This is a genomic window from Kitasatospora indigofera, assembly GCF_014655955.1.
In the GTDB taxonomy this organism is placed as follows: Bacteria; Actinomycetota; Actinomycetes; order Streptomycetales; family Streptomycetaceae; genus Kitasatospora; species Kitasatospora indigofera.
This window is the reverse complement of sequence record NZ_BNBO01000035.1, coordinates 1-23474: the sequence shown is the minus strand read 5'-3', so window position 1 is coordinate 23474 and position 23474 is coordinate 1. Positions and strand designations below refer to the sequence as shown.

General features: G+C 73.4%; 20 protein-coding genes, 1 pseudogene and 2 riboswitches. Of the genes and pseudogenes, 8 read left to right on the top strand and 13 right to left on the bottom strand.

The window, feature by feature from the left end:
* Window positions 1-40 precede the first annotated feature (40 nt).
* The gene (locus IE329_RS25860) at window positions 41-1177 is read right to left on the bottom strand and encodes a glycosyltransferase family 4 protein (protein ID WP_190213383.1); all 1137 of its coding nucleotides are present in this window, start codon (window positions 1175-1177) and stop codon (window positions 41-43) included.
* A 247-nt stretch (window positions 1178-1424) separates the two neighbouring features.
* Here IE329_RS25860 and IE329_RS25855 point away from each other — a divergent pair, with 247 nt between their 5' ends.
* Window positions 1425-2858: a glycosyltransferase 87 family protein gene (locus tag IE329_RS25855; protein ID WP_229927755.1), complete on the top strand. Its 1434-nt coding sequence runs from the start codon at window positions 1425-1427 to the stop codon at window positions 2856-2858.
* A 61-nt stretch (window positions 2859-2919) separates the two neighbouring features.
* Here the strand turns inward: IE329_RS25855 and IE329_RS25850 are convergent, their stop codons facing one another.
* From IE329_RS25850 to IE329_RS25825, 6 genes are all read right to left on the bottom strand, one after another.
* Window positions 2920-4146: a hypothetical protein gene (locus IE329_RS25850; protein WP_190213382.1), complete on the bottom strand. Its 1227-nt coding sequence runs from the start codon at window positions 4144-4146 to the stop codon at window positions 2920-2922.
* Window positions 4147-4232: 86 nt separating this feature from the next.
* A complete protein-coding gene (locus tag IE329_RS25845; RefSeq protein ID WP_190213381.1) occupies window positions 4233-5297 on the bottom strand; it encodes a C40 family peptidase in 1065 nt (354 codons plus the stop codon).
* 245 nt (window positions 5298-5542) lie between these two features.
* Window positions 5543-6661, bottom strand: a complete 1119-nt coding sequence (locus IE329_RS25840; RefSeq protein WP_190213380.1) for a C40 family peptidase — start codon at window positions 6659-6661, stop codon at window positions 5543-5545.
* 10 nt (window positions 6662-6671) lie between these two features.
* Window positions 6672-6836: riboswitch (cyclic di-AMP (ydaO/yuaA leader) on the bottom strand.
* A 543-nt stretch (window positions 6837-7379) separates the two neighbouring features.
* Window positions 7380-8414 (bottom strand): C40 family peptidase, encoded by a 1035-nt coding sequence (locus tag IE329_RS25835; RefSeq protein WP_190213379.1) that lies wholly within the window; start codon window positions 8412-8414, stop codon window positions 7380-7382.
* A 284-nt stretch (window positions 8415-8698) separates the two neighbouring features.
* Window positions 8699-10054 (bottom strand): NYN domain-containing protein, encoded by a 1356-nt coding sequence (locus IE329_RS25830; protein ID WP_190213422.1) that lies wholly within the window; start codon window positions 10052-10054, stop codon window positions 8699-8701.
* Window positions 10055-10429: 375 nt separating this feature from the next.
* On the bottom strand, window positions 10430-10687 hold the full coding sequence (locus IE329_RS25825) for a hypothetical protein (protein WP_190213378.1): 258 nt from the start codon (window positions 10685-10687) through the stop codon (window positions 10430-10432).
* A 203-nt stretch (window positions 10688-10890) separates the two neighbouring features.
* Here IE329_RS25825 and IE329_RS25820 point away from each other — a divergent pair, with 203 nt between their 5' ends.
* Together IE329_RS25820 and IE329_RS25815 are read left to right on the top strand one after the other, a co-directional pair.
* A complete protein-coding gene (locus tag IE329_RS25820; RefSeq protein ID WP_190213377.1) occupies window positions 10891-11709 on the top strand; it encodes a rhomboid family intramembrane serine protease in 819 nt (272 codons plus the stop codon).
* Between the two features lie 123 nt (window positions 11710-11832).
* A complete protein-coding gene (locus IE329_RS25815) occupies window positions 11833-12114 on the top strand; it encodes an Lrp/AsnC family transcriptional regulator (RefSeq protein WP_190213376.1) in 282 nt (93 codons plus the stop codon).
* Between the two features lie 92 nt (window positions 12115-12206).
* Here the strand turns inward: IE329_RS25815 and IE329_RS25810 are convergent, their stop codons facing one another.
* The 3 genes from IE329_RS25810 to IE329_RS25800 all read right to left on the bottom strand — a co-directional run bounded on the left by IE329_RS25810 (window position 12207) and on the right by IE329_RS25800 (window position 15894).
* A complete protein-coding gene (locus IE329_RS25810) occupies window positions 12207-13586 on the bottom strand; it encodes an aminotransferase class V-fold PLP-dependent enzyme (RefSeq protein ID WP_190213375.1) in 1380 nt (459 codons plus the stop codon).
* Window positions 13587-13636: 50 nt separating this feature from the next.
* Window positions 13637-13754, bottom strand: a riboswitch (SAM riboswitch).
* Between the two features lie 221 nt (window positions 13755-13975).
* Window positions 13976-15052, bottom strand: coding sequence for an anthranilate phosphoribosyltransferase (gene trpD / locus IE329_RS25805; RefSeq protein WP_190213374.1), 1077 nt, complete (start codon window positions 15050-15052; stop codon window positions 13976-13978).
* A 416-nt stretch (window positions 15053-15468) separates the two neighbouring features.
* Entirely contained in the window at window positions 15469-15894 is a 426-nt protein-coding gene (locus IE329_RS25800) for a response regulator (protein WP_073923281.1), read from the bottom strand.
* A gap of 438 nt (window positions 15895-16332) precedes the next feature.
* Between IE329_RS25800 and ctaE the strand changes: the two genes are divergently transcribed.
* From ctaE to IE329_RS25775, 5 genes are all read left to right on the top strand, one after another.
* Entirely contained in the window at window positions 16333-16953 is a 621-nt protein-coding gene (gene ctaE, locus IE329_RS25795) for an aa3-type cytochrome oxidase subunit III (protein WP_073923280.1), read from the top strand.
* A gap of 186 nt (window positions 16954-17139) precedes the next feature.
* Window positions 17140-17946, top strand: a complete 807-nt coding sequence (gene qcrC / locus IE329_RS25790; RefSeq protein WP_190213373.1) for a cytochrome bc1 complex diheme cytochrome c subunit — start codon at window positions 17140-17142, stop codon at window positions 17944-17946.
* Window positions 17943-19010: a cytochrome bc1 complex Rieske iron-sulfur subunit gene (gene qcrA / locus IE329_RS25785; RefSeq protein ID WP_190213372.1), complete on the top strand. Its 1068-nt coding sequence runs from the start codon at window positions 17943-17945 to the stop codon at window positions 19008-19010. The genes qcrC and qcrA overlap by 4 nt, the downstream gene beginning before the upstream one ends.
* Window positions 19007-20665 carry a cytochrome bc1 complex cytochrome b subunit gene (qcrB, locus tag IE329_RS25780; protein ID WP_190213371.1) on the top strand — a complete coding sequence of 553 codons (1659 nt, stop codon included), beginning with the start codon at window positions 19007-19009 and terminating at the stop codon, window positions 20663-20665. The genes qcrA and qcrB overlap by 4 nt, the downstream gene beginning before the upstream one ends.
* A 104-nt stretch (window positions 20666-20769) precedes the next feature.
* The gene (locus tag IE329_RS25775) at window positions 20770-21141 is read left to right on the top strand and encodes a GntR family transcriptional regulator (protein WP_190213370.1); all 372 of its coding nucleotides are present in this window, start codon (window positions 20770-20772) and stop codon (window positions 21139-21141) included.
* Between the two features lie 110 nt (window positions 21142-21251).
* Here IE329_RS25775 and IE329_RS25770 read toward each other — a convergent pair whose 3' ends face one another.
* The 3 genes and pseudogenes from IE329_RS25770 to IE329_RS25760 form a co-directional block, all read right to left on the bottom strand.
* Window positions 21252-22517 (bottom strand): L,D-transpeptidase, encoded by a 1266-nt coding sequence (locus tag IE329_RS25770; protein ID WP_190213369.1) that lies wholly within the window; start codon window positions 22515-22517, stop codon window positions 21252-21254.
* Between the two features lie 170 nt (window positions 22518-22687).
* Complete coding sequence (locus tag IE329_RS25765) at window positions 22688-23104, bottom strand: cytochrome c oxidase subunit 4 (protein WP_190213368.1); 417 nt, start codon at window positions 23102-23104, stop codon at window positions 22688-22690.
* A pseudogene (locus IE329_RS25760) lies at window positions 23104-23474 on the bottom strand (cytochrome ubiquinol oxidase subunit I); the annotation flags it as partial. The gene IE329_RS25765 and the pseudogene IE329_RS25760, both read right to left, overlap by 1 nt.

Here is a 23474-nt window from a genome sequence, read left to right as displayed (position 1 = left end):
CCCGCGGCTCAGGGCGCCCGCGACCCGGGAGGTCTGCCGCTCAGGAGGCCAGCAGCGAGGTCAGCCGACCGGCCAGCAGGTCCCAGCGCCAGGAGCGGTGCACCCAGCGGCGGCCGGCCTCGCCCAGGCGCCGGCGCAGCTCCTCGTCGTTCAGCAGCCGCACGATCCGCTGCGCCACGTCCGGGGCCGAGCGGCCCGGCACCACGTACCCCGTCTCGCCCTCCAGCACCGCGTCCGGCGCGCCGCCGGAGTCGCCGGCCACCACCGGGAGGCCGGTCGCCGAGGCCTCCAGGTAGACGATGCCGAGGCCCTCGACGTCCAGCCCGCCGCGGCGGGTGCGGCAGGGCATCGCGAAGACGTCCCCGGCGCCGTAGTGCGCGGGCAGCTGCGACCAGGGCACCGCGCCGGTGAACCGCACCGAGGCGCGGACGCCGCGGGCGTCGGCCAGCCGCTCCAGGTCGCCCCGGTAGGGGCCGTCGCCGACGATCAGCAGGACGGCGTCCGGCACGTCCGCGAGGATCTGCGGCATCGCCTCGATCAGGGTGTCCTGCCCCTTGCGCGGGACCAGCCGCGAGACGCAGACCACCACCGGACGGTCCGCCAGCCCCAGCTCGCGGCGCAGCTCGGCGCCGCCGGAGTCCGGGTGGAAGGTCTGCTCGTCGACGCCCGGCGGCAGCTGCACCATCCGGGCGGCGGCCTCCGGGCCGACCGCGGCGGCGATCCGGGAGCGGGTGTACTCGCCGAGGTAGGTCAGGGTGTCGGTGCCGGCGCCGATCCGGCGCAGCAGCTGCCGGGAGCCGGGCAGCTGGGCCCAGGCCGCCTCGTGCCCGTGGGTCATCCCGACCAGGCGTCCGGCGCCGGCCCGGCGCAGCTCGGGCGCCATCAGCCCGAGCGGGGCGGCCGCGCCGAACCAGACCGAGTCGCAGCTCTCGGCCTTGAGGATCTCGGCGGCCCGGCGGGTGACCCGGGGTGTGGGAACCATCACCTTCGTCCGGTCGCGGATCACCTGGAAGGGCTGCTCGGCGTCGAACCGGGCGCACTCCTCGCCGTCCCGCCAGGTGGAGGCGTACACCACCACGCTCCCGGCGGGCTGACGTACCGCCATGTTGTGGACGAAAGCCTGGATACCGCCGGGCCTCGGCGGGAAGTCGTTGGTGACGATCAAGGTCTTGTGCATCGGGCCACGGCTCGCTCGGTCGGGGGGTGCTCGGTGTACCGCTCGGTGATCCGTACGATAGGTCACCACCACGACCCGCCGGGAACGGAACGACGTACGGCAACCGTTTCTCCCCCGGGTCCGTCCTAGAGCTAGGTACGGGTGAGCCCCGGCCGGCCGGTTCCGGCGCCGGCCGCAGGTGCCCCCGGCGTCGCGTGACGCCCGCGGCGGGACTTGGAGACGAACGCGAGACGAACGAGGGAGCGCAGTGGAGTTGGCCCCGGCCGGTACGCCCGGCAGATCCGGCAGCGCCGACGGCACCGGCGCCGAGGGCGCGCCCGCCGTCATCCCTCCGCCCGTCGTCGTCCCGGCGCCCGCCGGGCCGCCGCGGCCGGCCGGCGGCGCCCTCTGGGCCCTCGGGGCCGGCTGGCTGGGCTCCCGGACGCTGCTGCTGCTGATGGTCACCGGCGTGCTCAGGCTCGGCGGGGACATCACCGCGGACGTCTCGGTGATCTACCACGGCTGGTACGGCGTGCTGCAGACGGGGACCTTCCCGCTGGACGACGTGACCTGGCAGTACCCGCCCGGCGCGGCCCTGGTGATCATGCTCCCCGGCCTGCTGCCCTGGTCCTACCTGGTCTCCTTCTGGGTGATCTGCGGGGTGGTGGACGCCCTGTCGATGGGCCTGCTGATGCGCGCGGGCGTACGCGCCGGCCGCAGCTACAGCGGCGCCTGGGTCTGGGTGGCCGGGGTGCCGCTGCTCGGCCCGATGATCTACAACCGGTACGACCTGCTGGTCACCGCGCTGGCGGTGGCCGGGCTGCTGGCCCTGCTGCGGCGCCCGGCGATCGGCGGCCTGCTGCTGGGCCTGGGCGGCATCATCAAGGTCTGGCCGCTGCTGGCCCTGATCGGCACCCCGTCCGGCCGCCGCACCCGGCGGTCCTGGACCTCCGCGGCGGCCACCGCGGGCAGCCTGGGCTTCCTGCTGGCGGCCGGCATGAACGGCGCCTTCGAGTTCCTGAAGTTCCAGAAGGACCGCGGCATCGAGGTGGAGTCGCTGGGCGCGATGCCGCTGCACTTCGCGCGGATGGCCGGGACCTGGGACGGCCAGGTGAAGATGAACTACGGCTCCACCGAGATGCTCGGCCCCTGGGTGGACGTCATCTCCAAGGTGATGGTGGCCGGGACCTTGGCCGGCTTCGCCTGGCTGCTGTTCTGGCGGCTGACCGCGAAGCGCCGGACCGCCGCCACCACCTACGACGCGGCGCTCGCCGCGCTGCTGGTGTTCACCGTGACCAGCCGGGTGATCAGCCCGCAGTACATGGTCTGGCTGGTGGGCGTGGCCGCGGTCTGCCTGAGCGTCCGCGCGACCAGCCAGCGCCCGGTGGCGGTGCTGGTCCTGCTCGCCACCCCGCTGACCATGCTGGAGTTCCCGCTGCTGTTCGGCCAGGTCACCGCCAGCCACACCTGGGGCGTCGTCGTCCTGGGGCTGCGCAACCTGCTGCTGCTGGCCGCCGCCGTGCTGTCCTGCGTGCGCCTGTGGCGCTCCAGCCGGGCCCCGGCCACCCTGACCGCCACGGTGGTGCTCCCGGCCCCGCTGGAGCTGACCGCCAACCCCGCCTACCCCGTCCGTCCGGGCATCGCGTACGAGCAGGACCTGCTGGACGGCATCGACCGTCCGCACGCCGGCGCCGAGCGCTGACCGGCCGGCCCCGTGTGGCGGGTCCGGCGCGGGTCCGGCCCGGCGCGCGGGCCGCGCGGCCTCAGCCGGTGCCGGAGAGCCGGGTGCGTATCTCCTCGCTCCAGCGCGCCGTGAAGGCGGCCAGGCCGGTGCCCAGCTCCGCCCGCAGCACCTGGTCGAGCTGCGCCTCGCGGCCGGCACCGGGCCCCGCCGCGGCCACCGCCCGGTAGAGGGCGACCAGCCGCTGCGGCCCGTACCGGGTCGCGATCAGGTCGCAGGCCAGCCAGGACAGCTCGTACGCCTGGGCGATGCCGGCCGCGCCCGCCGTGAAGTCCGCGTCGGCCGGCAGCGCGGTCGGCACCCGTCCCGCGGCCACGTCGCGGGCGAGCTCGGGGGCGATCTGCCGGGTGGTGCGGCCGGTGCCCAGGTAGCCGGTCCAGTCGGCGGCGCCCTCGGAGAGCCAGAGCGGCGTCCAGGGCCTGGTGTCGGCCCTGGTGGCGACGTGGGTGGCCTCGTGGGTGGTGACCACCTGCCGGCCCAGGTCGCTCAGCCGGGTGAACGCCTCGGGGTTGACCAGGACCCGGTCGGCCGGGGTGTGCGAGGGGGCGCCCGCGGCGGCCGTGGTGACGGCCGCCATGTCCGCCCAGTCGGCCGGCGGGACGTCCAGCAGCCGGGCGAACTGCTCCTGCCCGGCCGGCAGCTCCAGCAGCAGCCGCCCGGCCCAGTCCCCGCCCCAGACCGCGCTGACCGCCGGCACCGCCCGGTCGGCGACCTCCACCAGCGCGGCCGGCCGGACGGCGCCGCCGGCCGTGGCCAGCACCAGGCAGTGCGCGCCCGCGACGGCCTCGGCGCCGCCCAGGTCCCAGAGCGGTGCGGCGCCGCCGTCCGGCTCCTCCCGCCCGACCCGCCAGACGCCGCCCTCCCGGGCCAGCTCCAGCCGCCGGGGGAACAGCACGGGGTACTCGTCGTAGCCGGCGATCCGGACCGCCAGCTCGGCCCGGACGACCGCCCGCCCGGCGGCGTCCGGCGGGCCCGCCGAGGTCACCCGGTAGGCCAGCCCGGCCAGCGGGACGGCGGCGGTCCTGGAGAGCAGCTCGGCGACGGCCGGGCGGCCGGCGGCGGTGCTGCCGGCGGCCGCGGCCGCCGGGTCGCGGGTGCGCACCGCGTCCGCGCGGGCCGCGAGCAGCGCCGACAGCTCGGCGGGGCCGGCGCCCCGCGCCGTGGCGGGGCGGGCGGCGGTGGCGGGCGGCAGCGAGAGCTGGGCCAGGCCGCCGGCGGCCAGCAGCAGCGCCCCGCGCCGCGACAGCACCGGCCGGGACAGCGCGGGCCGCCCCGTCCCGGTGTCGTCACCGGGCAGGTCGCGGGCGAGGTCCGCCTGGAGCGGCCGGGGAGGGATCAGAGCCGGACCACCTCGGTCACCGGCATCGCGTTGACGCTCTCGTAGCGGACCCGCGCGCCCGGGTAGGGCGCGTGCACGACGACGCCACCGCCGGCGTACATCCCGACGTGGTGCCTGTCGCCGTAGAAGATCACCAGGTCTCCCGGTCGTGCGTCGGCCAGGGCGACCCGCTGTCCCGCGCGCGCCTGGCCCTGAGAGGTCCGCGGCAGGCTCACGCCGGCCTGCCGCCAGCTCCAGTACATCAGACCCGAACAGTCGAACGCGCCGGGCCCGCTCGCCCCGAACACGTACGGCGAGCCGATCCGGGTGACGGCGGCGGCCAGCGCGGCGGCGGCGCGGTCCGAGGCGGGCGGGGCGGTGCCGAGGTCAAGCCGGTCGGTGCCGCGGGTGGCGCGCTGCTCGGCGTCCCGGGCGTCCTGGGCGACCAGCCGGGCCCGGCCGGCCACGCCGAGGCTGTTCAGCAGCCGCTGGGCCCTGGTCAGCCGCTGCTGGATCTGTTCCTTGCTGTCGGCCAGCGCGTGCCGGGCCTCCTCCAGCTCGGCGAGCTTGGCGGTGGCCTCGCTGCGGCGCTGGTCCAGCCGGCGCTGCCGCTCCGCCACCTCGCGCAGGGTCTCGCTCTGCCGCTCGGCGACCTGGTCCAGGCTGCGGGCCCGGGACAGGTAGCCCTCGGGGTCGGAGGCGAGCATCAGCTGGGCGGTCGGGGCGATCCCGCCGGCCCGGTACTGGGCGCCGGCCACCGTGGCGAGCTCGCCGTGCAGCCGGTTGAGCTCGTCCTGGCCGGCCGCCACCTGCTGCTGGAGGGCGCCGGTCTCGCTCTGCAGCCGGCGCTGGTGCTCCAGGGCCGCGTTGTACTTTTCGGAGGCCTGCTCGGCCTCGTCGTAGATCTGGTCGACCTGGGCCTTGACGTCCTTGCGGTCCGGCGGGCCGTCAGGTGTGCCGGGAGCGGCGAAGGCGCTGCCGCCGGCCGCCACACCCAGCGCGGTGCCGGCGGCGGCGGTGAGCACCAGCGCGCGGACCAGCGTGTGCACACCTGGCAGTGGGTGACGGCGGTGCATCGCCATACGGCGCGGCTCCATTCCTGCGGCCCGGGCCACCGCCGCCGCCCGGGGTGGGCGACCGTCCGAGCGGAGGTCCGGGGGCAGACGTTAGCGAGTCCTCGCGGCCGAGTCCAAACCCCTCCCAACCCGAATATTTGACCCCCAATCGGACATCAGCCCGGATGGCCGGAACGCCGCAGGCCCGGCCCCCGGACGAACCGGGGGCCGGGCCTGCGGAAAGAGCCGGCGGAACTGCGGAGCGGGCCGCGTCAGATCCGCACGATGGCCGAGATCGGCATCACGGTGGCGGACTCGTAGCGGACGTTCGCACCCGTGTGCGGGGCGTGGATGATCTGGCCGCCGCCGACGTACAGACCCACGTGGGTCATGCCGCCGTAGTAGATGATGAGGTCGCCGGGCTGCGCGTCGGCGATGTTGGTGCCGATCCGGGTGCCGGCCGAGGCCTGCGCCTGCGAGGTGCGCGGCAGCGACACGTTCGCCTGGGCGTAGGCCCAGCCGGTGAAGCCCGAGCAGTCGAAAGAGCTCGGGCCGGTGGCGCCGTACTTGTACGGGGCACCGAGCTTGCTCTCGGCGGCGGCGATCGCGGCGGCGGCCCGGCCACTGGCGGGGACGTTCGCGGGCGCCGGGGTGGCGGCGGCGGGGGCGCCACCGGTGAGCGGGCTGCGGGCGGTGTCGCGGGAGGCGCGCTCGGTCTGCGCCTTGGTGGCGTCGGCCTTCGCCTTCGCGTCCGCGGCGGCCTTGGCCTCGGCGGCCCGCAGCGCCTCGCGCTCCTGCTCGGTCAGCGTGTTGAGCAGCTGCTGCGCCTTGGCGAGCTTGGCCTGGACCTCGTCCTTGCTGGCCTTGAGCTGCTGGGTGGTGCTGTCCAGCTCGGTGAGCTTGCCCTGCGCCTCGGTCTTGTCCTGGTCCAGCTTGCGCTGCTGGGCCTGGAGCTCCTTGAGCGCGTTGCTCTGCGAGTCGCCGGCCTGGTTGATCGAGCCGGCCTGGCTCAGGAAGTTGTCCGGGCTGGTGGAGAGCATCAGCTGGACGGTCGGGGAGATCCCGCCGTTGCGGTACTGCTCCGCCGCGATCTCGGCGAGGCCGCCCTGAAGGTCGATCACCTGGGACTGCTGGCGGGCCACGCGGTCCTGGATCTCGCCGACCTGCTTCTGCAGCTCCTGCTGCTTGGCCTGAGCACCGTTGTACGCCTCGGTGGCGACCTCGGCCTCTTCGTTGAGCTGGTCGACCTGCTCCTTGACCTGGTCCTTGGTCTGCACCGGGTCGGCGTGGGCGCCACCCTGGGCGGACAGGGCCACCGCGGCCGCGGCGGCGGCGGTCATGATCGAGACGCGGGCGCGGCTGGCGGGCTTGGGACGACGATGGGACGCCACGAAGGCGGACTCCTTCTTCCTACGGCCGCCTACCGGGTGAGCTGACGGGTTCGGGCTGGAAGAGATGCCCTACGACGCCTCACCGGCTCACCGTCTCACGACGGCCTGCCGACCTGGCGCCGATTCACCCCGAGGAACGTGGTTCCCCGGCTCCGATGCACAGCACCCCCTGCGGGGGCTTCCCCGTGGGCAGTTGACTGCCCGGCTGCTTCTCGGACTCGGCGGTAACCACCGCCGCCACCCAGGCTTGGGTGATCGACTGTGCGGTGGTTCGAGTCATGACCCTAGTAACGAAACCGTGATCCGTTCAAATCGTTGTAGGAAAAAAGTTGGAACTCCGTCCGAACCCGGCGGGGATTGTGACCGGATGTGATCGTCCGTCCACCCAGGGCTGATGGTTTTTCACCATGTGGTCGCCGATGCCCCGGAGGCACGTGTTCCAGATCACAGCGGGACCCTGGGGCGCCCGGGCATGTCGGAGGTGGCGAACAATCAGGAAATGTCCGAAATGGGCTCGTTGTCGGCCACGGGCGGAGTCCTCACGCCCCCCGGGAGTCCCTCCGGCCCCGGCCGTCCGCCGCGCGCCGCCCGGGGCGTACCCGCGGCCCGGCGGACGGGCCGCTCGGGCGGCCGGGCGCACCGGTGGGCGGGCCCGGGCGACGGGGCCCGGCGGACGGGAGGCCCGGGCGGCGGCGCCCGGACCCGGCCCCGCGGTGCGTCAGACCCGGCGGATCGTGTTGATCGGCATGGCGTCGGCCTTCATCACCTTGACCACGTCGCCGGTGTGCGGCGCGTGCACGACCAGCCCGTTGCCGATGTACATCCCGACGTGGTGGCGGTCCGAGCCGTAGACGACCAGGTCGCCCGGCTGGGCCTCGGCGAGCGAGGGCACCCGCACGCCGACGTTGCCCTGGGACTGCGAGGTGCGCGGCAGCGAGACGCCGGCCTGGCCGTACGCCCACACCATCAGGCCCGAGCAGTCGAAGGTGCTCGGCCCGGTGGCGCCCCAGACGTAGGGCGCGCCCTGCTTGCTCATCGCCTTGGCCACGGCGACACCGGCGTACCCGGCGGCCTGCGGCAGGGTGCCGAGGTCGACCCGGACGGAGTCGCGCGAGGCGCGGCCGTCGCCCTGGACCACCGAGGCGCGGTCGGCGGCGCTGAGCGTGTTCAGCAGCGCCTGCGCCTCCTTGAGCTTCTGGTTGACGTCCGCCTTGGCCTGGTTCAGGTCCTTGGTGGTCTCGTCCAGCGAGGAGAGGATGGCCGCGGCCTCGATCTTCTGCTGGTCGAGCCGGCGCTGCTGGTCCTGGAGGCCCTTGAGCGCCTCCGCCTGGCTGGAGGTCGCCTGCTGGACGCTGGTCGCCTGCTGGAGGTAGCCGGACGGGTCCGAGGCGAGCATCAGCTGGACGGACGGGTCGATGCCGCCGGTGCGGTACTGCTCGCCCGCCACCTCGGCCAGACCCGCCTGAAGGTGGGTCATCTGGTCCTGGCCCCGCGCCACCTGGTCCTGGAGCTGGTCGGCCTGCTTGCGGAGCTGGTCGGCCCGCTCCTTGGCGCCGTTGTAGCGCTCGGCGGCCTGCTCCTGCTCCTCGTTGAGCTTGTCGATCTGCGCCTTCACGTCCTCCTTCTTGGAGGGCGTGGTGGGCGCGGCGTGTGCGCTCATCTGGGCGGACAGAGCGACCGCGGTCGCGGCGGCAGCGGTGAGCACGGTCACCCGCGCGCGGCTCGGCTGCTTCGGACGGCGGTGGGAGGCCAAGGACCGGCTCCTTCTTCCTGCGGGCTCACCCGAACGAGTGAGTATCCGGAAAATAGGTTTGACGCCAGACCCTAGTGAAGATCAGCGCAATCCGCCACTCCCGCAGGGCCACCAACTTGAGGCCTCGGCCGGGAATTCACCTGATCCACACACTCCCGCCGTCCGGGCCCTGACCAGCTGTCAAGGCCGGCGGCCCGGCCCCCGGCCGGCCGGCCCCGCCCCGGCCCAGGCCTGGCCCCGCAGGCCACGGCCCGACCCCGGCTCAGCACCGGGCCCGCACCCGCTCAGGACCGGGCCAGCCGGTTGAGCAGCAGGACGGAGGCCACCGGGCGCGCGCCGGCGTTGCGCACGCCGTCCGCGACCTCCCGGTCGGTCGAGACCACCACCACCGGGCGCCCCTGCGGCTCGGCCCGCACCAGCCGGCGGATCAGCTCGTCCGCCGTCTCCCCCGTCCGGCTGAACCGCACCCGGACCCCGCGCGGCGGCGCCATGATCACCGGGACGTCGAGGTCCTGCCCGTCGAAGACGCAGGTGACCTCGGCCTGGGTGCGCTGCGCGAGCATCGCCAGCCCCCCGAGCAGCCGGATCCGCTGCTGCTCCAGCGGCAGCGACGGGTAGCCGGTCTTGGTGACGTTGTAGCCGTCCACCACCAGATGGACCTGCGGGATCGCCAGCAGCTGGTCCAGCAGCGCCGGATCGTCCTCCGCGAGCGCCCGCCGGGCCACGTCGTGCGGCGAGGCGGAGGCCGGCTCCACCGCCTCCACCAGGTCGGCCGGGTGGATCCGGGCGACCGGCAGCGCCAGCTCCCGCTGCAGCCCCTGCGCCGACTGCAGGACGGTGTCGAGCAGCAGCCGCAGCCGCATGTCCTCCACACTGCGTCCCTCGCGGGCCGAGCGCCGGCCGTGCTCCACCGCCGTCTCCAGTTCGGAGATCCGGTGCTTCAGCCGGCGGGCCTCGCCGTCGGCGGCACTGCGCTCGGCGGTCGACGAGGCGCGCAGCGCCTCCAGCTCGGCGGCCAGCTTGCGGGTCTCGGCCTGCGCCCGCCGGGTGTCGCTCTCCAGCGAGCGCACCTTCTTGCGCAGCGACTCCGCCTCCTTGCGCACGCTCTCCGACTCGGCGCGCTGGCGCTCCAGGTCGTTCCGCGCGGCGGCCCGCAGCTCGGCCAGCTCCGCCTGCAGCTTCTCGGCCAGCCGGGCCGACTCGGCGGCCGCGCCCTCGGCGCCGGCCCGCTCGGCGAGCTCGCCGGCCTGCTCGACCAGCCGGGCCCAGCCGGGCGGGCGCAGCAGGTAGGCGGCGGTGGCGACGTCCATCGGGTCGGCGGCGCCGGGCACGTTGCCGGCCTCCAGCGCCTTCACCAGGTCGGGCTGGCCCAGCCGCAGCCGGTCCGCTATCCGCACCCGGAACGCGGGCTCCGACTCCAGCGCGGCGGCCAGCGCGGTGGCCGCGTACTTGGCCCGCCGGGCCGGCGTGAACTTGGCGTACTGGCGCAGCGAGAGCGGCAGTTCGGCGACCGGCAGGCCGCCCAGCGCGTCGGCGGCGATGCCCACCACCCGGCGGCGGACGCCCTCGGGCAGCGGGCGGTCGAGCTGCTCGCCCGCCCGCTCCTCGGCGTCCCCCTCGCCCGGGGGCGTCCCGGGCACGGCCGGGCCGGCGTCCGGGGCGGTGTCCCCGTCCGTGGTCTCAGCACCGGCCGGGACGGCCTCGACCGCGTCCGGGGGCCGGGCGTCCACAGCGGGCTGCTGCCCCTGCGGTCCGGCGGGCTCCCTCGCTGCGTCCACCACGTCCTCGGCTCCGATCCTGTTCTGCGGAGTGCTCACGGCCGGCTGCCGCTGCCCTGAAACTCACCGCTCTCTGCAATTGTCCCTGTACGGTGCCCCACCCCGCGCCACGCCACACTCCCGCGGCCGGGGGGCGCCCGGCCCGCCGGGGCCCGGGGCCGGGGCGGTGGGCCCGCGCGGGTGGGCCGGTCGCCCCCGGCGGGCCCGGGGCCGGGACGACCGGCCCCGGCCGGCGGGTCAGGCCTGCTCGGCGGCCTCGGCCTCGGCGCCCGGACGGTCCACCAGCTCGACCTGGTCCACCGCGTTGCACCAGCGGCAGCGCACCGACTCGACGGTCTCGGCCAGCACCTCGGTCTCCTCGACCTTGGAGTCGCCCGCCAGGTCGAAGTGCAGGTACTCGACGACCCGCGCGGTGCGGGTCACGTCGAAGCGGGTCAGGTTGCCGCACAGCGTGCAGCGCCAGCGGGTCTCAGCGGTCAGGGCGGGGACGGTCATCGGGGGGTCCTCTCGGCGGTTCCCTGGTCTGGGCGGGAGGCGCTCCCCCCGGAGCCCGGCGTCGGCGGCGGGAGGCGGGGAATGCCCGCCCCAAGCCTATTGCCTGGGCCGTCTCCACCCGTCACCGGTCCGAACCGGTGACGGTCACCCACACGCAGTACAGCGCGGTGTCACCGCCGCGCGCCCGAGGAATGCTCCCCGGCATGGCGATCCCGGTCCTCGACCACACCGGCGCGCGGGACGGGCGTCCGGCCGTCCCCGCACCGGTGGTCACCTACGCCCTGATCGCCCTGAACACCCTGGTGTTCCTGCTCGGCCCGGCAGCCGGCCTCAACCCGCTCTACGGCACCGGGCAGGCCCGGGTCTGCGCCGAGCAGCGGTTCGAGCAGCGCTGGGGGGCGGTGCCGGCCGAACTGCTGGAGCACCGCCCGCTGGCGGCCGGGCGGATCGTCCAGCCGCCGGGCTGCGAGGTGGGCCCCACCCCGGGGAAGTCACCGGCGCTGTCCGTGCTCAGCTCGCTGTTCCTGCACGCCGGCTGGCTGCACCTGCTCGGCAACATGCTCTTCCTCTACGTCTTCGGCGCCGGCGTGGAGGAACGCCTCGGACGGGTCCGCTACCTGGTCTTCTACCTGGCGGTGGGCACCCTCGCCACCTACGGCTACGCGCTGGCGCAGGCGCACGCGGCGGGGGCGGACCGGGTCCTGATCGGCGCCTCGGGGGCGATCGCGGCGGTGCTCGGCGGCTACCTGCGGCTGTACCCGAAGGCCCGGGTGACCACGCTGGTACCGCTCTTCCTCTTCCTCCCGCTGCGCTTCCCTGCTTGGCTGGTGCTGGGGCTCTGGTTCGCGCTGCAGTGGTGGTCGGTGCGCTCCACCGGCCTGGACGGCGGCGGGCAGCCGCCGGGCCCGGGCAGTGTGGCGTACCTGGTGCACGTGATCGGCTTCAGCGCGGGCTTCCTCCTCACCTGGGCCGCCCACCCGCGCCCGCCGCGCCGGAGCCCCGGTCCGCGCCGGACCGGCTGAGCCGGCCCGGCGACGCCGGGCCGTCCGGGAACGCCGGGGCACCCGGCAAGCGGGCCGCGTGGGCGGACTGACGCCGGGCAGGGCGGCGGCTACGCTGGCCGCACCCCACAAAGGAGCAGCAGAGTGATCACCGCCATCGTCCTGATCAAGACCAGCGTCGACCGCATCCCGGAGATCGCCGAGGCGATCACGGCCATCGAGGGTGTCAGCGAGGTCTACTCGGTGACCGGCGGCTACGACCTGGTGGCGATGGTCCGGGTGCGCCGGCACGACGACCTGGCCGACGTGATCCCGGGCCGGCTGAACAAGGTGCCCGGCGTGGAGCACACCGAGACCCAGATCGCCTTCCGCACGTACTCCCAGCACGACCTTGAGGCCGCCTTCGCCCTCGGCCTGGGCGAGTAGCGGGCGGCGGGTGGCGGCCGGGCTCCCCGGCCGCTCCCGGCGGCGGCCCCGGCCTCGCCGGCCCGGGCCGCTCCGGCCGGACTGCCCCGGGCTCAGGCCGCCCGGCGGGTGTCGGCGACGCAGCGCCCGCCCTCGCTGCGGTAGCTCCAGGCGGCGCCGTCGGTGACCAGCTCGCGGACGGCGGTCAGGAAGCGGTCCACGTGCTCGTCCGGGGTCCCGGCGCCGAAGCTGACCCGGATCGCGTTCAGGCTGCGCTCGCCCGGCAGCGAGGCCTCCGGCGCGCCGCACTCGGACGGCGGGGCCTCCTCGCCGCCGAGCAGGGTGCGGACCAGCGGGTGCGCGCAGAACAGGCCGTCGCGCACGCCGATGCCGTACTCGGCGGACAGCGCCGCCGAGAAGTGCGAGCTGTTCCAGCCCTGGACGACGAAGGAGAGCACGCCCACCCGGGCGACGTCGGTGAGCAGCGGGGTGTCGCCGAACAGGCTGAGCACCTTGACCTCGGGGATCTCGGCCAGGCCGGCCTTGAGCCGGGCGATCAGCTGCTGCTCGCGGGCCTCCAGCGCGTCGAAGCCGGCCTCGCTCAGCGCCCGGCAGGCGGCGGCGATCGCGTAGGCGCCGATCACGTTCGGGGAGCCGGCCTCGTGGCGGGCCGGGCCGGAGTTCCACTCGACCGCGACCGAGCCGTCCGCCTCGCGGGCGACGGTGCGGGTGGCGCCGCCACCGGCCAGGTACGGCTCCGCGGCGTCCAGCCAGTCGCGGCGGCCGGCCAGCACGCCCGAGCCGAACGGCGCGTACAGCTTGTGGCCGGAGAAGGCGACCCAGTCCACGTCCAGCTCGCGGACCGAGACCCGGTGGTGCGGGGCGAGCTGGGCGGCGTCCAGGACGACCCGGGCGCCGTACCGGTGGGCGGTGCGGGTGAGCTCGGCGACCGGCCACAGCTCGCCGGTGACGTTGGAGGCGCCGGTGACGCAGAACAGCTTCGTGCCCTCGCCCGCGCCGGCCAGGGCGGTGTCCAGCGCGGCGACCGCCTCGGCGTGCGAGCGGGGGGCGCGCAGGTAGGAGACGGTCAGGCCGTCGCGGCGCCAGGGCAGCAGCGAGGCGTGGTGCTCGGTCTCGAACACGAACACCTCGGTGCCGGCCGGCAGCGCGCCCGCCAGCAGGTTCAGCGAGTCGGTGGTGGCGCGGGTGAAGACCACCTGGTCGCCCTCGCGCAGGTCGAGGAACTCCTCGACGGTGCGGCGGCTCTGCTCGAACAGGTCGGTGGACAGCTGCGAGAGGTAGCCGGCGCCGCGGTGCACGCTGCCGTAGTAGGGGGCGTAGGCGGCGACGTCGTCCCAGACCCGCTGGAGCGCCGGGGAGCTGGCGGCGTAGTCGAGGGCGGCGTAGGCGACCTTCTCGCCGTTCACCAGCGGGACCTGGACGTCGTGGCCGAGGACGGCGAGCGGGGCGCAGAGATCGGTGGTCACAGACATGGGAGTGCACTCCTCTGAGGTCAGGACCCCGGGAGTGCAGATACGCCGGTGGTCCGCGCTTGCCACGCGGACGGACTGCCGCGTGACCCGGTCCTCACCCAGGGCACCCCGCCACGGACGGAGGGTTGCCGGACAGCAAGCTGGGGCTTGTCGCTGTCACTCATGACCTGGCGAAAACATTAGGCGGCGCCCGCCTGATGGTCAAACAGGAGTCCGGCATGTGGACGAGGGGCGCCGCGCGCGGGTACGGCGAAGGCCCGCGGAGCACCGCCCCGCGGGCCTTGAGCACCAGGTCGGCGGCCGGGACCGGGCCGCCGGGGCCGTCCGGATCCCGGACCGGGCCCCGGCGGCGGACGGCGCCGCCGGTCCACTCCTGCGACAACGGCCGGTCAGCGCCGGCTGCTCGCCTCGGCCCAGTGCTTCAGCAGGGACTGCGCCGCGCCGGAGTCGACGGCCTCGGCGGCCCGCGCGATCCCGGCCGCCAGCTGCTCGGCCAGCGGCGCCTCGGTCAGGTCGAGCGCCACCAGGGCGGCCGCGGTGTTCAGCAGCACGGCGTCCCGGACGGGCCCGCGCTCCCCGGCCAGCAGCCGGCGCGCGACGTCCGCGTTGTAGGCGGCGTCCGCCCCGCGCAGCGCCTCGATGCCGACCAGCTCGATGCCGACCTCGCGCGGGTCGAAGGAGGTCTCGGTGACCACGCCGCCCTTCACGATCCAGACCCGCGAGGTGGTGGAGATGGTCAGCTCGTCCAGTCCGTCGTCACCGCGGAAGACCAGCGCGGTCGAGCCGCGCCGGGCCAGCACGCCGGCGATCAGCCCGGCCAGCCGGGTGTCGAAGCAGCCGACCGCGTGCGCGGTCACCCGGGCCGGGTTGGTGAGCGGGCCGAGGATGTTGAAGGCCGTCGGTACGCCGAGCTCGGCCCGGGCGGTGGCGGCGTGCCGCATCGCCGGGTGGAACTTCGCCGCGAAGCAGAAGGTCAGGCCGACCTCCTCGGCGATCTCGGCCACCCGCGCGGCCCGCAGGTCGAGGCTGATGCCGAGCTTCTCCAGCACGTCCGAGGAGCCGCTCGCCGAGGAGGCGGCGCGGTTGCCGTGCTTGACCACCTTGGCGCCCGCGGCGGCGGCGACGATCGCCGACATGGTGGAGATGTTGACGGTCTTGGCGCGGTCGCCGCCGGTGCCCACGATGTCCACGGCCGGGCCGGGGATGTGCAGCGGCTCGGCGTGCGAGTACATTGCGTCGACCAGGCCGGTGATCTCGTCGACCGTCTCGCCCTTGGCCCGCAGCGCCACCATGAAGCCGGCCACCTGCGCGGGGCTCGCCGCGCCGCTCATGATCTGGTCCATCGCCCAGGCGGTGTCCTCCTGGGTGAGGTCCTCGCCCCGCAGCAGCGCCGACAGGAGATCCGGCCAGACGCGGACCACCTGCACGGGGTCGTTGCCGCCGTTCGCAGGGTGCGCGTTCACCATGGCTGACTCCAGCTCTCGTCAGTGTTGCCGGAAGGGCTCCGGGAACCAGGAGGCCAGCCTATCCAGCGGCGCGGCGCGGCAGCCCCCGCCGCCGCCCCTCTTCTCTAGTACTGAGACGGCTCCCGCACCGGACGGCTCCGGCGCCGGGTCGGCTCCGTGACAAGGACGGGCTCATGACGGGGACGGGCTCATGACGGGGACGGCGGCGCCGGAAGGCGGGTGCAACGGTCCCGGCCGCCCGGGCACCGGGCATCCGCACGGGGGCGGGCTCCGCGCCGGGTCGGCCGGGGCGGGCAGCAGGACGCCCGGCACCCCGTACGCACGCCGGCGGATGCCGGGCCGTACCGGATGCCGGGCGCCGGGGCGCACCAGGCCCGGGCCGTCGGTGGGCCCGGGCCGTCAGCAGGCCGGGAACGTCAGTGAGTCGCCGGGGTCCGGCCCGCGATCCGGTTGCGGAGCAGGGTGGCGGCGGCCTCGGCCAGCGCCACCGGGTCCACCGGGTGGGAGATGGCGGCGTCCGCCCGGCTCCAGGCGGCCAGCCAGGAGTCCTGCGGCCGGCCGATCAGCACCAGCACGGGCGGGCAGCCGTAGATCTCGTCCTTCAGCTGGCGGCCCAGGCCCAGCCCGCCGGCCGGCACGGCCTCGCCGTCCAGGACGCAGAGGTCCACCCCGCCCTTCTCCAGTGCGCGGAGCACGGCGGGCGTGGTCGCGCACTCCAGGTAGTCGAGTTCGGGAAGATCCGCGGCCGGGCGCCGGCCGAGGGCCGTCCGCACCTGCTCGCGGGTGTTGCGGTCATCGCTGTAGACGAGGACGGTGAGCGTCTCGTCGGTCGTGTGCGCCATGGGGCCCTGCTCCCTCAGATGTGATCCGGACCACGTCCACCTCTTCCGGATGCTACTCCCGATCACCCGCCGTGGAGCCCCTCCCGCGCGATCCGCCCGGGAGCGGCCTCCGGGCGGAGCGGGCGGCGCCGGTTCCAAGGCGCCGCGCTGAACCGTCACCCGCCCGGGGGCACCGCGTCACCCTGACGCACGAAGACCACCCGTACGGCGGACCCGCTAGCCGACCCGGTGGGCGGCGGGGCCCCCGACACGCAGGGCAAAGGAGTGCTCGGAGCCCTCCGGAGGCCCCCCGGGGGCCCGAACAACCGTCAGAAAACGGACATAGTCGCGCCGACCGGGCCGTCGGAGCCGCTCTCGGCCCCCAACGGGGCATATCGCACGCACCGGACACTCCGAGGGAGACCCCCCGGCGTGAAGACGGAATAAGGGACCGACATAATGTCCGTCGTGGCGACAGCAACAGCAGTAGAAACCGGGCACGCGCACGGATCGGTCAACCGGCCGAACATGGTCAGCGTCGGAACGATCGTCTGGCTGAGTTCCGAGTTGATGTTCTTCGCGGCCCTCTTCGCGATGTACTTCACTCTCCGCTCCGTGAAGGGGGCGGAGTTCTGGAGCGAGAAGGCGCACGCGCTCAACGTGCCCTTCTCCTCCGTCAACACCACGATCCTGGTGCTCTCCTCGCTGACCTGCCAGCTCGGCGTCTTCGCCGCCGAGCGCGGTGACGTGAAGAAGCTCCGCTCGTGGTTCGTCATCACCTTCGTGATGGGCGCGATCTTCATCGGCGGCCAGATCTTCGAGTACACCGAGCTGGTCAAGAAGGACGGCCTGTCGCTGTCCTCCGACCCGTACGGCACGGTGTTCTACCTGACCACCGGCTTCCACGGTATGCACGTGACGGGCGGTCTGATCGCCTTCCTGCTGGTCCTGGGGCGCACGTACGCTGCCAAGCGCTTCACGCACGAGCAGGCCACGGCCGCCATCGTGGTGTCGTACTACTGGCACTTCGTCGACGTCGTGTGGATCGGCCTGTTCGCGACCATCTACCTGATCAAGTAACCAGCTGATCAGGTCGCTGGCCGCCGGCCGCGGGGCGCCCTCACCGAAGACGACCCTGCTGCCGGTGAACGACGCACCCACCGACCGACCGCGCGCGCAGCCCTAGACAGGCAGCCTGCCGTTCCGGCCAGACCGGCCGCCGGGCGCACCCACCAGTCGACCAGATCCTGACACCGGGGTTATTCCGTGAAAAAGCTCTCCGCACGACGGCGCCACCCACTGGCGGCGCTGGTCGTTCTACTTCTCGCCCTGGCGGCCACCGGGGGGCTGTACGCCGCGTTCGCGCCCGCCGAGAAGGCGCAGGCCGACACCGCCGCGCAGTCGCTCGCGATCGACGAGGGCAAGAAGCTCTTCGCGGTCGGCTGCTCCTCCTGCCACGGCCTCAACGGCGAGGGCAGCAGTGACGGTCCGAGCCTGGTCGGCGTCGGCTCCGCCGCGGTCGACTTCCAGGTCGCCACGGGCCGCATGCCGGCCCAGCAGCCCGGCGCCCAGGTGCCGAAGAAGAAGAACATCTACACCCAGCACGAGATCGACCAGCTCGCGGCGTTCGTCGCGTCGCTCGGCCCGGGCCCGGTTGCGCCGACCGAGAAGCAGTACACCTCGACCAACCCGGATGACGTGGCTGCGGGCGGCGAGCTGTTCCGCACCAACTGCGCCCAGTGCCACAACTTCGCCGGCCAGGGCGGTGCCCTGACCCAGGGCAAGTACGCCCCCTCGCTGGAGGGTGTGGACGCCAAGCACATCTACGAGGCCATGCAGACCGGCCCGCAGAACATGCCCTCGTTCCCGGACACGACCATGCCCGAGGAGCAGAAGCGCCAGATCGTGGCCTTCGTCCGCCACCTCGACGAGGAGCCCAACCCCGGTGGTCTGACCCTGGGCAGCCTCGGTCCGGTGACCGAGGGTCTGTTCGGTTGGATCTTCGGTCTCGGCGTGCTCATCGCGGTCGCGATCTGGGTCGCCGCCCACACCACCAAGGCCCGGAAGTCATGAGCCACGACATGTCAGAAGACAAGCTCCCGGAGTCGCACGGCTCCGCAGGGCAGCACGAGGTCGCCACGCACGGTGACCCGTTCGCCGACCCGGGCCTGCCGGCCCACGAACCGCGTCGCACCGACATCGACGAGCGGGCGGCCAAGCGCGCCGAGCGCCAGGTCTCGCTGATGTTCGTCGTGTCGATGCTCGCCACGGTGGGCTTCATCGCCTCCTACGTAGCGATCGACGCGGACAAGATCGTCTACATCTTCCCGCTGGGCCACGTCAGCGCGCTGAACTTCGCGCTCGGCCTGACCCTCGGGGTGGCGCTGTTCTGCATCGGCGCGGGCGCGGTCCACTGGGCCCGCACGCTGATGTCGGACCACGAGCTCCCGGCGGAGCGGCACCCGATCGAGGCTGACGACGAGGTCCGCGCGGACGTCATCGAGCAGTTCAAGACCGGCGCCGCCGAGTCCGGCTTCGGCCGCCGCAAGATGATCCGCAACACCCTGATCGGCTCGATGGCGCTCGTCCCGCTGTCGGGAGTGGTGCTGCTGCGCGACCTGGGCCCGCTGCCCGAGAAGAAGCTGCAGCACACCGGCTGGGACCTGGCCACGCCGGAGCACCCGCTGCCGCTGGTCAACATGAACACCAACAAGCCGATGAAGGCCGAGGACATCGTCGTCGGCTCGCTGACCTTCGCCAAGCCCGAGGGCCTGGAGGAGGACGACGAGACCTTCCAGCAGCAGATCGCCAAGGACGCGCTGATGCTCGTCCGGATCGCCCCGGAGAACATCAAGGACAAGGACTCCGCGGAGCTCGGCTTCGAGGGCATCCTGGCCTACTCCAAGATCTGCACGCACGTCGGCTGCCCGATCAGCCTCTACGAGCAGCAGACGCACCACGCGCTGTGCCCCTGCCACCAGTCGACCTTCGACCTGGCGGACGGCGCCCGCGTGATCTTCGGCCCGGCCGGTCACCCGCTGCCGCAGCTGAAGATCACCACCAACGAAGAGGGCTTCCTGGTCGCCACCGGCGACTTCGCGGAGCCCGTCGGCCCGAGTTTCTGGGAGCGCTCATGAGTGCCGCGAACAGCGCCACCAGTGGCGCGTCCAAGCCGGCCAGCACCCGCGAAAAGCCCGCCAACAAGGCCGAGGCGGTAGCGGACTGGGCGGACGGCCGGCTGGGGATCTACTCCCTCGCCAAGGCCAACCTGCGCAAGATCTTCCCGGACCACTGGTCCTTCATGCTCGGTGAGATCTGCCTCTACACCTTCATCATCATCATCCTGACGGGTGTCTACCTGACGCTCTTCTTCAACCCCAGCATGGGCGAGGTCGTCTACCACGGCTCCTACGCCCCGCTGAACGGGATCAGGATGTCGGAGGCCTACGCCTCCACGATGGACATCAGCTTCGACGTCCGCGGTGGCCTGCTGATCCGCCAGATCCACCACTGGGCCGCGATCGTGTTCGTCGCCGCGATGCTCGTGCACATGATGCGCGTGTTCTTCACCGGCGCGTTCCGCAAGCCCCGCGAGGTCAACTGGATCTTCGGGTTCCTGCTGCTCTTCCTGGGCATGTTCGACGGCTTCATGGGCTACTCGCTGCCGGACGACCTGCTCTCCGGTACGGGTATCCGCTTCATGGAGGGCGCGATCCTGGCCGTCCCGCTGGTGGGCACCTACCTCCAGTTCTTCCTGTTCGGCGGGGAGTTCCCGGGCACGGACATCATTCCGCGCTTCTTCACCATCCACATCCTGCTCATCCCGGGCGTGATGGTGGGCCTGCTGGTCGCGCACCTGATCCTGGTCTTCTACCACAAGCACACCCAGTGGGCCGGGCCGGGCAAGACCGAGAAGAACGTCGTCGGCATGCCGCTGATGCCGGTCTACATGGCCAAGGCCGGTGGCTTCTTCTTCCTGGTCTTCGGCATCATCTCGGCGATGGCCGCGATCGCGACCGTCAACCCGATCTGGGCGTACGGCCCGTACCGCCCCGACCAGGTGTCGACCGACGCCCAGCCGGACTGGTACATGGGCTTCTCCGAGGGCCTGATCCGCATCATGCCGGGCTGGGAGATCCGCGCCTGGGGCCACACCCTGAACATGGGTGTGTTCGTGCCGCTGATGATCTTCCCGCTGGTGCTGGCCGTCATCGCGATCTACCCGTTCATCGAGTCCTGGGTCAGCGGTGACAAGCGCGAGCACCACATCCTGGACCGCCCGCGCAACGCCCCGGTCCGCACCGGCCTCGGCGCGGCCTGGATCAGCCTGTACCTGGTGCTGCTGATCGGTGGTGGCAACGACCTCATCGCGACCCACCTGCACCTGTCGATCAACGACATCACGTACTTCGTCCGGGTCGGCTTCTTCGTCGTCCCGGTGATCACCTTCGTGATCACCAAGCGCTGGTGCCTCGGCCTCCAGCGCCGTGACCGGGACAAGGTGCTGCACGGCCGCGAGACCGGTGTCATCAAGCGCCTGCCGCACGGCGAGTTCGTCGAGGTGCACGCGCAGCTGCCGCAGGACAAGCTGCACAAGCTCACCGCGCACGACCAGCCGCTGCCGATGGAGCTGCCGGCCGAGGTGGACGAGAACGGTGTCGCCGCCAAGACCGGCATCCTCACCAAGACCCGTGCCAAGCTCTCCCACGGCTTCTACGGCGAAGGCAGCCAGATCGCCAAGCCGACCGCCGAGGAGCACCACGAGATCACCAGCGGCCACGGCCACCACTGATCCCGTACGCACCCCGCGTCACCCCCGAGGGCCGCTGACCAGACTTCCCTGGTCGGCGGCCCTCGGGCTTTTCCGTACCGTCCCGCCGTCCGTCAGGAGCCCTCGTGCAGCTGTCCGTCGACCCCGATGCCGCCACTCCCCCGTACGAGCAGATCCGGTCCCAGATCGCCGGGCAGGCCCGCAGCGGCGAACTGCCCACCGGCCTGAAGCTGCCGACCGTACGGGCGCTGGCCGAGCAGCTCGGGCTGGCCGCGAACACCGTGGCCCGGGCCTACCGGGAGCTGGAGGCCGAAGGCGTGGTCGAGACGCACGGCCGGCGCGGCACCCTGATCGCCGCCACCGGCGACACCGCCCACCGTCTGACGGCCGCCGCCGCCACCGAGTACGCGGAGCGGGCCCGGCGCCTCGGCGTCCCCCGGGCGGACGCCGAGGCCGCCGTCGCGACGGCCCTGCGGATGGCCTACGAGGTCTCCTGACCGTCCGGCGGTGGCCGCCCTGGCCGGACGACGGGCGCGGGAGCGGGACGGGAGCCGCACGGGGGCCGCACCGCACGGGGCGCCGGGGAAAGCCCCCGGCGCCCTGTCCGCTACAGCTGCGGGAGGATCACCGCGGCCGCCTGCCCCTGGCCCACCGGGCCGTCGGTGCTGACCGGCTTCCCGGTGGCGCTGTGCTTCACCCAGTCGTCCCAGGTGAGGTTCCAGTCGCCGAACCCGTTGCCGAAGGGCTCCATGCCGGCGCCCTTGCTGTTGATCACCTGGACGAGGTCGCCGACCCGGGTCTGCTCGAAGAACCACTTGGCGTTCTCGGTGCTCATCCCCGTACAGCCGTGGCTGACGTTGTCGACCCCCTGGGAGGCCACCGACCAGGGCGCGGCGTGGACGTACTCGCCGCTCCAGGTGACCCGGGTGGCCCACTCGACCTGGAGGTCGTAGGACTCCGAGCTGCCGGCCGCGATCCCGATCGACTCCCCGCTCATCCGGACCGTGCGCTCCTGGCCGAGCACCACCTTGATGCCGTTGCGGGTGGAGAAGCCGGGCTTGCCGGTGGTGACCGGGATGGTGCGCACCGGCTGGCCGTTGCGGGTGAGGGTCAGCTCGTGGGTGGCGGCGTCGACCACGCTCTCGACCCGGTCGCCGGTCTTCAGGGCCAGCGTGGCCGGCGGGCCGCCGTACAGGCCGTCGGAGATCCGGACGCCCTCGCCGTCGAAGCTCAGGGCCACCGTGGCGTTGGCCGGCCAGTAGTCCTTCGGGCGGAAGTGCAGGTTCTGGTCGTCGACCCAGTACCAGGCGCCGATCACCGCGGGCTGGGAGACCACCCGCAGGGCGCTCTCCACCTCCTGGCGGGCCGCCGGGTCCTTGACCGCCTCGGAGAGCTTCACGGTGAGCGGCTGGCCGACGCCGTAGACGCCGCTGCCCGAGGAGTCGGGGCCGAGCTGGGCGGTGAGCAGCCGCTGCGCCGCGACGGTGCTGAAGGTGGAGCTGGTCTCGCCCCGGCCGCCCTTGCCGTCGTCGGCGGCGATCCTGACGGTGTAGCTGGTGGCGGCCTTCAGATGGCCGGTGCTCTGCCAGCTGCGCTGGTCCTCGGAGAGCTTGCCGGCGACCAGGTGACCGTCCGGGCCGCTGAGGGTGACGTCGGTGAGCCGGGTGCCCGGCTCGGCGGTCACGGTGAGGGGCTGTGAGGGGTCCAGGGCGCCGGTGGCCGAGGTGTGCACCAGCGGGGCCGCGTCCACCGTGCGGGAGGGCTCGGTGGCCTGCTCCGAGCCGCCCGAGGAGCAGGCGGCCAGCGGGGTTATGCAGATGAGTGCGAGGGAGATGCTGCTGCGTATGCCTGAGGTGCCGCGCCTGCCGGTCATGCCCGCCTCCGAGGGGTCGCACGATTGTTCAGATCGTAGGAACACCGAGCGGGGAGCGACATCCGGAGGACCCCGCGCTGAGCCGGAGGGGTGAGCCCGCCACCCGGCGGACGCAGCAGGGCCGGGCGCCCCTTGCGGGAAGCCCGGCCCTGTGGATGAGCGGGAGGAACCTACTGGTTCTGGTCCTCGCCCCGGTAGAACTCGAAGACCCAGCCGTACAGGCCGATCAGGATGATCGGCAGCGACCACCAGAGCAGCCACCAGCCGAAGATCACGCCGCAGAAGGCGAGCGCGCCGCCGATCGCGAGCGCCAGCGGCTGCCAGCTGTGCGGGGCGAAGAAGCCCAGCTCGCCGGCGTCGTCCGCGACCTCGGCCTCGGGGTTGTCACCCGCGCCGCTGTCCACCCGGCGGGCGGTGAAGGCGAGGTAGTACCCGATCATGGCGCAGAGGCCGAAGGCCAGGACCAGCGCGGTGGTACCGGCCGCCTCGAAGCCGATGTCGCTCTTCGAGGTCCAGATGCCGTACGTGATGGCCATCGCGAGGATGAAGACCGCGAAGCCCAGGAAGATCTTGCCCTGTTCCTTCATCAGGCGTCGCCGTCCTTCTTGCCCTTGCCCAGCTGCGGGTTGTCGTACTTGGCCGGGGTCACGCCGGCGAAGTGCTTGGCCGGCTCACCGTGCGCCTCCAGGTAGTCCAGCGCGGCGATCTCCGGGTGGTGCAGGTCGAACGCCGGGGATTCCGAGCGGATGCGCGGGAGGGTGAGGAAGTTGTGCCGCGGCGGCGGGCAGGAGGTCGCCCACTCCAGCGAGCGGCCGTAGCCCCACGGGTCGTCGACCTCGATCTTCTCCCCGTACTTGGCGGTCTTCCAGACGTTGTAGAGGAACGGCAGGATCGACAGGCCGAGCAGGAAGGAGCCGATGGTGGAGACGGTGTTCAGGGTGGTGAAGCCGTCCGAGG

What these genes read in the sequence shown, in the direction of transcription:
- IE329_RS25860 (WP_190213383.1), bottom strand. Translation starts at nt 1,177, where the DNA reads ATGCACAAGACCTTGATCGTCACCAACGACTTCCCGCCGAGGCCCGGC.
- IE329_RS25845 (WP_190213381.1), bottom strand. Translation starts at nt 5,297, where the DNA reads ATGGCGATGCACCGCCGTCACCCACTGCCAGGTGTGCACACGCTGGTC.
- IE329_RS25825 (WP_190213378.1), bottom strand. Translation starts at nt 10,687, where the DNA reads ATGACCGTCCCCGCCCTGACCGCTGAGACCCGCTGGCGCTGCACGCTG.
- IE329_RS25820 (WP_190213377.1), top strand. Translation starts at nt 10,891, where the DNA reads ATGGCGATCCCGGTCCTCGACCACACCGGCGCGCGGGACGGGCGTCCG.
- IE329_RS25810 (WP_190213375.1), bottom strand. Translation starts at nt 13,586, where the DNA reads ATGTCTGTGACCACCGATCTCTGCGCCCCGCTCGCCGTCCTCGGCCAC.
- trpD (WP_190213374.1), bottom strand. Translation starts at nt 15,052, where the DNA reads ATGGTGAACGCGCACCCTGCGAACGGCGGCAACGACCCCGTGCAGGTG.
- IE329_RS25800 (WP_073923281.1), bottom strand. Translation starts at nt 15,894, where the DNA reads ATGGCGCACACGACCGACGAGACGCTCACCGTCCTCGTCTACAGCGAT.
- ctaE (WP_073923280.1), top strand. Translation starts at nt 16,333, where the DNA reads ATGTCCGTCGTGGCGACAGCAACAGCAGTAGAAACCGGGCACGCGCAC.
- qcrA (WP_190213372.1), top strand. Translation starts at nt 17,943, where the DNA reads ATGAGCCACGACATGTCAGAAGACAAGCTCCCGGAGTCGCACGGCTCC.
- qcrB (WP_190213371.1), top strand. Translation starts at nt 19,007, where the DNA reads ATGAGTGCCGCGAACAGCGCCACCAGTGGCGCGTCCAAGCCGGCCAGC.
- IE329_RS25770 (WP_190213369.1), bottom strand. Translation starts at nt 22,517, where the DNA reads ATGACCGGCAGGCGCGGCACCTCAGGCATACGCAGCAGCATCTCCCTC.
- IE329_RS25765 (WP_190213368.1), bottom strand. Translation starts at nt 23,104, where the DNA reads ATGAAGGAACAGGGCAAGATCTTCCTGGGCTTCGCGGTCTTCATCCTC.